This window comes from Chitinophaga sp. (genome assembly GCF_035564935.1).
Taxonomy (GTDB): domain Bacteria; phylum Bacteroidota; class Bacteroidia; order Chitinophagales; family Chitinophagaceae; genus Chitinophaga.
In genome coordinates this window covers 1-5,937 of sequence record NZ_DATMTE010000625.1, presented here as the reverse complement: position 1 = coordinate 5,937, position 5,937 = coordinate 1, and the positions used below count along the sequence as shown (strand labels likewise).

Below are 5,937 nucleotides of genomic sequence, written 5' to 3'. Positions count from 1 at the left end.
CATGGGGAAAGGGTAATGAAATTGGGATAATAACCTGGTTATCATAGAGCGGGTTTTACAATCTTATAGATTTGTTCATTTATAAACGGGTAACTGTTTAAAGTTAAAGTCTTCCACTGCGACTGATATTCAGTGGAATATTTACTCAATATTCTCTTTCAGCCCGCTAACAGGTTGATTTATAACTTTATCCCGCCTGTTTTATGCAGCGGGCCGAAATCATTATTATTAAGTATTAAATAAAAATTAACAGTAATGCCCCCGCTCTCCGGGTACTATTTACGGTTTATTTACAAAGGTTACATTTTTATTTACAATCCAAATTTCCGCGCTGAAAGATGTCAAAGTATTTTTGTTGCACCAATTTTAAAAAGATATGGAAAATAAAAGAAATGCCTTAATCGAATCTGATCTATCTGAAGATAGACCTCTGTTAATTAAACCTACAAAAAATATGAAAAAAGTTATTTATGCGCTGATCTTACTGCTGGTTGTGGTAAGCGGACTAGTATTTGCTAATCGCGAAATCAAAAACGAAACCTCTAAAAAATCGTCCCCAAAGCCACTGTCTGCTGCTGAAATGAAAGCCGAATTGAAACGATGGGAGGCTACCCCTGAGGGTATAAAGTTCAAAAAATGGAAAGCGTCTCCTGAAGGTAAAAAAGTGCTTGATGGAGCTGCTAAAATAAGCAAGCATACAAATGCTGTTACCAATATGGAAGCTGTTGTAACTTCTCTTTCTCTTCCGCCAGGCTCACGATTAGGTTTCGGAGTGATGGCCAGGATTAATGGTGACGATTATATTCTCAGTTTTGGGCCTGAAAAGTCTAATGAATTTCAGCAATTGCATAGTCTGAAAGTTAACGACAAAATAATTATAAGAAGCCATAGCGTATCGTATGCGCCAAAGTATTCATATCCAATAGTGTCGGGCGACTATGTAGAGCGAGATAGTAAAATAATTTATAAACGCGCCCCTCGCAAAGGCGGTTGCTGAGTGCTGAACATTCCGGTACAAACTGCAATGATACCTCTGGTTTGCTTCTCACAATATATGATCAGGATATCGGAATGCTGCCTTTACGCATCATCTGTCAAAGCTTATCCAGGGCAGATCCCTTATGTGCTGCAATATGATCTGATTTGCTGCTTTTAATTTCATATTGCGGATCATCTTCCGTTGCATGATGTATGTAGCCTTTATAGTGAAAATCGGTTGTATGTACTTTTATAATGACTCCTGAGACCCTCCCTGCTTCAGAGTTCCAGCTCACCTTGTCACCTATTTTAAATTTTGTCATTATAAATCAATTTTAAGGTTAGATAATTAGTGGGGGCCTGACCCATGGCCAATGATGAATAGCCTGCTATTCATGTGTATGGAAATCATTTTCCCCCAGATTAAAGATAGTAAAAGAGCGGTTATTTCCTGTTAACCGCTCCCCCTCATTTCACCGCGTGTCCCGCGCTCGTAAGCCCTGAAAGGTACTGCACGAGTCCCACCAGTTCCGGCTGTGACATGGCATTGGCGAGTCCTGTTGGCATCAAAGAATGATCATAGGACTTTCTTGAAATGATCTCAGGTTTGCGCAGCTTTACCCCCGCTCCACCGGCCATACGAAAGTCTATCTCATCTTTTGTTTCCCCGGCAATATATCCAAGACGGCTGCTGCCATCCTTAAGCTTCACCAGCACGCCCTCATAACCGAAACTGATACCTGCATCAGGATGCAGGATTGCGTCGTAAATAGCCGCTTTATCTAACTTACTGCCGATCTCCGTGAGCGCAGGCCCAAAATTAACACCGGTATTTCCCGCCAGGTGACAGCTGCTGCAATAAGTGCTGAATACTTTCTTTCCTACCGCCGCATCCCCATTCATAGCGACCAGCTGCGATACGGGCGGCAGCTTGGTTTCTTTACTCCCCGGCTCGTAATAAGCCAGCGCGCTGGCTTTGATGTCCTGCCGCCATACATTCACGAGTACCTTTTTAGCAGTCGTATCCAGGTCCGCAGGAAGCGTCCCGCTTTTCACGATGCTGAGCAGCTGCTCGCTCCCATCCCAACCAGTGCCAAGTCTGCGCGTAGCTTCCACGCGTAAGGGCAGCTCATATTTTTTATTAACGATAATACCTGCCAGCAACTGCCGGCTTATTTTATCCTGGTTAGCGCCAATAGCAGCTACGATCGCTAACGAAAGGGCCGTATCCTTTCCCAGGGCCTGCACCACCAGCTGCCGGCCACCTGCATTTAACAGGCTTTTCATAGCCTGTCCCTTCAGCTCCCTCTTACCACTTCCGGTGACAATCTTAAGCAACGCTCCGTTCTGATCGCGACGCTCGTATTTGTTAACCAGTTCTATAAACGTTTCACCACCCTCTACGGCAGCGAGACTTTTCCCTAACATGATATTGGCGGCAGGCGTCATTTTTAACGCCTTTTTATCCACCAGCAGTAAAACATAAGCGTTGATAATATCCTGGTGCGCAGGATGGTGTTTTTCCAGCAATCCCAGTAGCACCGGCGTACTGGCAGCTGCCGGATAAAAATTAAAGGCACGGAAATAACGCAGGTGCTCCCGCGGATCTGCCACGGGGTCCTCTATCAACTGCGCCAGGAGCGGCAGTGCAGCCGTTGCACGCGCCCGCCACACAATGTCCCTGCCCGCCGCTGTATTCCAGTTGCCACCGTTTTGCTGCATCCAGGCAGCAAAACAAGCATCCCAGTTACCATCCGCCGCAATGCCCAGCGCCTCCAGGTACCAGCGATCTTTTCCATCGTATTGTTTCGCCAACCGCGCCCAGGTAGCCGGGGCCTCTGGCCAACGGCTATGGCGGATAGCAATCAGTGCCGCCCGCCGCACCTGCGGGGAAGGATCATTCACAAGTCCCGCTACCAGCGGTCCCATTTCAATACCCAGCTGCCTTGCGGCGCGGATACCGGTAATACGGATATCCTCGTCCTTATCGGTCATGGCCTGCTTAGCATAAGTAAGCCCCCTGCCCGGCAGTTTGGTCAGCAGCCACAATGCCCTGGCCCGGTAACGCGGATTAGCATCTGCATACATTTCCAACAGCGCCTTCTCCGCGGCCGCTCCCATGGCATGCAATTTAGTCCAGGCCAGATAGCGGGTGGAAAGATTCGGGCTTTTTAACGCCGCTACCGCGCCTGCCGGCGTGCTTATCTCAGGCACCTTGATATGATAGGGCATACCGGGTGGGGCTATACGAAAAACACGCCCCTTGTCAAGGTCACCCACCTGGTGGCCACCTACACCCGGGTCATACCAATCGGCAATAAACAACGAGCCATCTGGAGCTATACCAACATCCGATGGCCGGAACCATTTATCCTGCGCGCTTTCTACAATATTTTCGATCCTGGCTGTATAACCCGCCCCTGATTTGCTAACAGGGTAGGAACGTACAACATTATGCCCAGGCTCCCCGTGGATCATCTGGTTATGAAACACCTGCGGCAACAAGTCGCCCTCATAAACCACCATCCCGGTAGGTGAACCGGAACCGGTTTGCAGCAGGTTCGGCACTACACCCGGATCGTTGAGATGCCAGTGCCGGTAAGGAATCGAATCCTCCCGGTTTATCCGGTTGGCCTGCCAGCCTGCCCCCGTCATCTCGTCCGTATAGCCATAGTTGCCATATTCCATCACGTAATTAATACGAACGCCCCTGTTGCCATCATCGTCATTATCCGATTGCCATAAACCGCCAAACGCATCTACCGCTACCTCGTAGTTGTTACGGAAATTATGCGCCAGTACTTCCAGTCCACTGCCATCTACATTGCACCGGAACACCATTCCCTGGCGGTAGGGCTTGCCTTTATTGGCAACGATGTTACCCTCGGGATCTTTGATCAGGCGGCCATCTTTATCAAGGATACTATCCCCTGCATTGCCAAAGTTAAAGTACAACATACCATCCGGACCAAATGTAAAAGCGTGGATCGCATGATCATGCTGCACACCTCCAATTCCCCGGAACAGCAACTCTTTTTTATCCGCCTTATCATCGCCGTCTTCATCGGTAAACACGTAGACGTTCGGACTGCAGGAAACAATGACTTTATTGCCCAACACGCAAATACCCAATGCCGCATTGATACTGGTGTCCTGGTAAAACACCTTCGCAGTATCTGCCTTCCCATCCTCGTCCAGATCCTCCAGTATCAGGATACGGTCGCCAAGCTGCTTATAAGGATGCCCGGGATTTAGCTGGTTACGATAGTTATAAGCCTCTGTGATCCATACCCGCCCTCTTTCATCAATGTCCATATTGGTGGGATTAGTCATCATCGGCTCACTGGCAAACAAGGTAGCGGCAAGACCTTCCCGGACCTTTAAGCCTTCAACCGCATGTGCCGGCTGCCGCAGCTCCGCCTCGCCAAGCACCACCGCCCCGGATGGCGGCGTATGATGACAACCAGCTACCGCCAGTAACATCACATAATAACCTGCTTTTTTAATAGAAGAGATTTTCATACGTGGAATTATGCCATCAAAATAACAAAAAAAAATCGTCCACAATATAAAATATCATTTTGACAATAATTATTTCGATTCCTCCCGTTACTTCACCGTTATAAACAATCACGGGCATATATAAACGCCATTGAGGAGGCCATGATGGTACCGGCTATCACCCATATTCCTTTAGAGCTGCTCAGCGCAACCTGTAGATGTGTTTCTTTTATTGAAGTCCTGTTAGTTCATATATGGTCCGTATAATCTTCCCACATCCTGGTTATTGGGTCAAATAGTTTTCGGTAGCATCTGTTGAAGCGTCATCCGATGGGGGGTAGTTTCCCATTCCTGCCGGTACGGTTGGATCGTCGGACAAACGTGTATCGATATTAATCTCCCCCTGGAGAAGCCTGGCAACCGGGCAGTTCACTGCAATCCAAAGCAACCGTTCCTTTTGCTCACCGGTTACAGGCTGGCCGAATGAAAGCGTTCTGAAAATCATTGTTTTGAACGGCTCCGCCTGCTGGAGCATATTCACAGAGCAATGTATGTCGGTGATATCCCAACCTTTCCTTTTGATATACATGCGCAGGGTGGTCAATGTACAACCTACCAAACCCGACAGAACCGTTGTAAACGGATCGGGACCAATATCCTGTCCGCCATTGAACGTAGGCTCGTCGAGAACCAGTTTACCTTTGCGCCAGTTGACGGTAACTTCCTGACGGCCTTTAATGATATCGCCCGTAATGTCATTTGCGAACAATCGTATTGTTTGCTTTTTACGTATCATGATTTTTAAATTTTAGTTTTATGTGCAACACCGTTTGGTCTTTGAAATAGCTTATCTCTTTTCGGAATCTTGTATCCCCTTTTTGGTTTCATTGACTAAAAGTGCGTCACTATAGCTACCGACATGCCTTGCCACACCGGTATCCAGCCGGTTTATAACAGGTTTATCCTGCTTGCTCATTTCATTAAAATTCAATTTTGTAATTTCACTGTTACATGTGGAAAGTCGATAGGAACATCGGTTATTGCGTACAATAAGTTCAGCGTGGTGATGTTGCCCACCGCAAGTACAACGTCCACCAGGTGTCCCTGATCATATCCTTCCTGGTAGAAGTCTAAGAGATATGGACCCGCAATATGTCCTTTTGTAACTGCAATCCTATGTGCCAATGCAGCAACGGATTTCAATCTATTATCAAATTGAATGTTGTTGGCACGTATATCCAATACCTGCTCTTTAGTAAAGCCAATACGTTCAGCTATCGCACTATGAAAGCTGAGGCAATACGGGCATTCATTTACCTGGCTCACCACCAGGTTTACTACTTCGCGTTCGCGATAGCTTAATGAGTTTTTCTGCGTGAGGTAATTGAAGTAATTTTCAAGACCATTTTCGCTACTGGTAAAAGCGCGGAAAATATTTGGAATTTTACCAAACAAGCC

5 protein-coding genes are annotated in these 5,937 nt (G+C 47.1%); 1 reads left to right on the top strand and 4 read right to left on the bottom strand.

Translation table 11 applies throughout. From position 1 onward, the window contains the following. Positions 1-376 precede the first annotated feature (376 nt). Entirely contained in the window at positions 377-997 is a 621-nt protein-coding gene (locus VN105_RS15915; RefSeq protein WP_325642516.1) for a hypothetical protein, read from the top strand. 97 nt (positions 998-1,094) lie between these two features. Here VN105_RS15915 and VN105_RS15910 read toward each other — a convergent pair whose 3' ends face one another. The 4 genes from VN105_RS15910 to VN105_RS15895 all read right to left on the bottom strand — a co-directional run. Further along, positions 1,095-1,301, bottom strand: a complete 207-nt coding sequence (locus tag VN105_RS15910) for a DUF2945 domain-containing protein (protein WP_325642515.1) — start codon at positions 1,299-1,301, stop codon at positions 1,095-1,097. Between the two features lie 145 nt (positions 1,302-1,446). Beyond that, positions 1,447-4,500 carry a PVC-type heme-binding CxxCH protein gene (locus VN105_RS15905; RefSeq protein WP_325642514.1) on the bottom strand — a complete coding sequence of 1,018 codons (3,054 nt, stop codon included), beginning with the start codon at positions 4,498-4,500 and terminating at the stop codon, positions 1,447-1,449. A 262-nt stretch (positions 4,501-4,762) separates the two neighbouring features. After that, positions 4,763-5,275, bottom strand: coding sequence for an OsmC family protein (locus tag VN105_RS15900; RefSeq protein ID WP_325642513.1), 513 nt, complete (start codon positions 5,273-5,275; stop codon positions 4,763-4,765). A 191-nt stretch (positions 5,276-5,466) separates the two neighbouring features. Further along, a partial coding sequence (locus VN105_RS15895; protein WP_325642512.1) for a carboxymuconolactone decarboxylase family protein occupies positions 5,467-5,937 on the bottom strand: 471 nt, incomplete at its 5' end.

What these genes read in the sequence shown, in the direction of transcription:
- VN105_RS15915 (WP_325642516.1), top strand. Translation starts at nt 377, where the DNA reads ATGGAAAATAAAAGAAATGCCTTAATCGAATCTGATCTATCTGAAGAT.
- VN105_RS15910 (WP_325642515.1), bottom strand. Translation starts at nt 1,301, where the DNA reads ATGACAAAATTTAAAATAGGTGACAAGGTGAGCTGGAACTCTGAAGCA.
- VN105_RS15905 (WP_325642514.1), bottom strand. Translation starts at nt 4,500, where the DNA reads ATGAAAATCTCTTCTATTAAAAAAGCAGGTTATTATGTGATGTTACTG.
- VN105_RS15900 (WP_325642513.1), bottom strand. Translation starts at nt 5,275, where the DNA reads ATGATACGTAAAAAGCAAACAATACGATTGTTCGCAAATGACATTACG.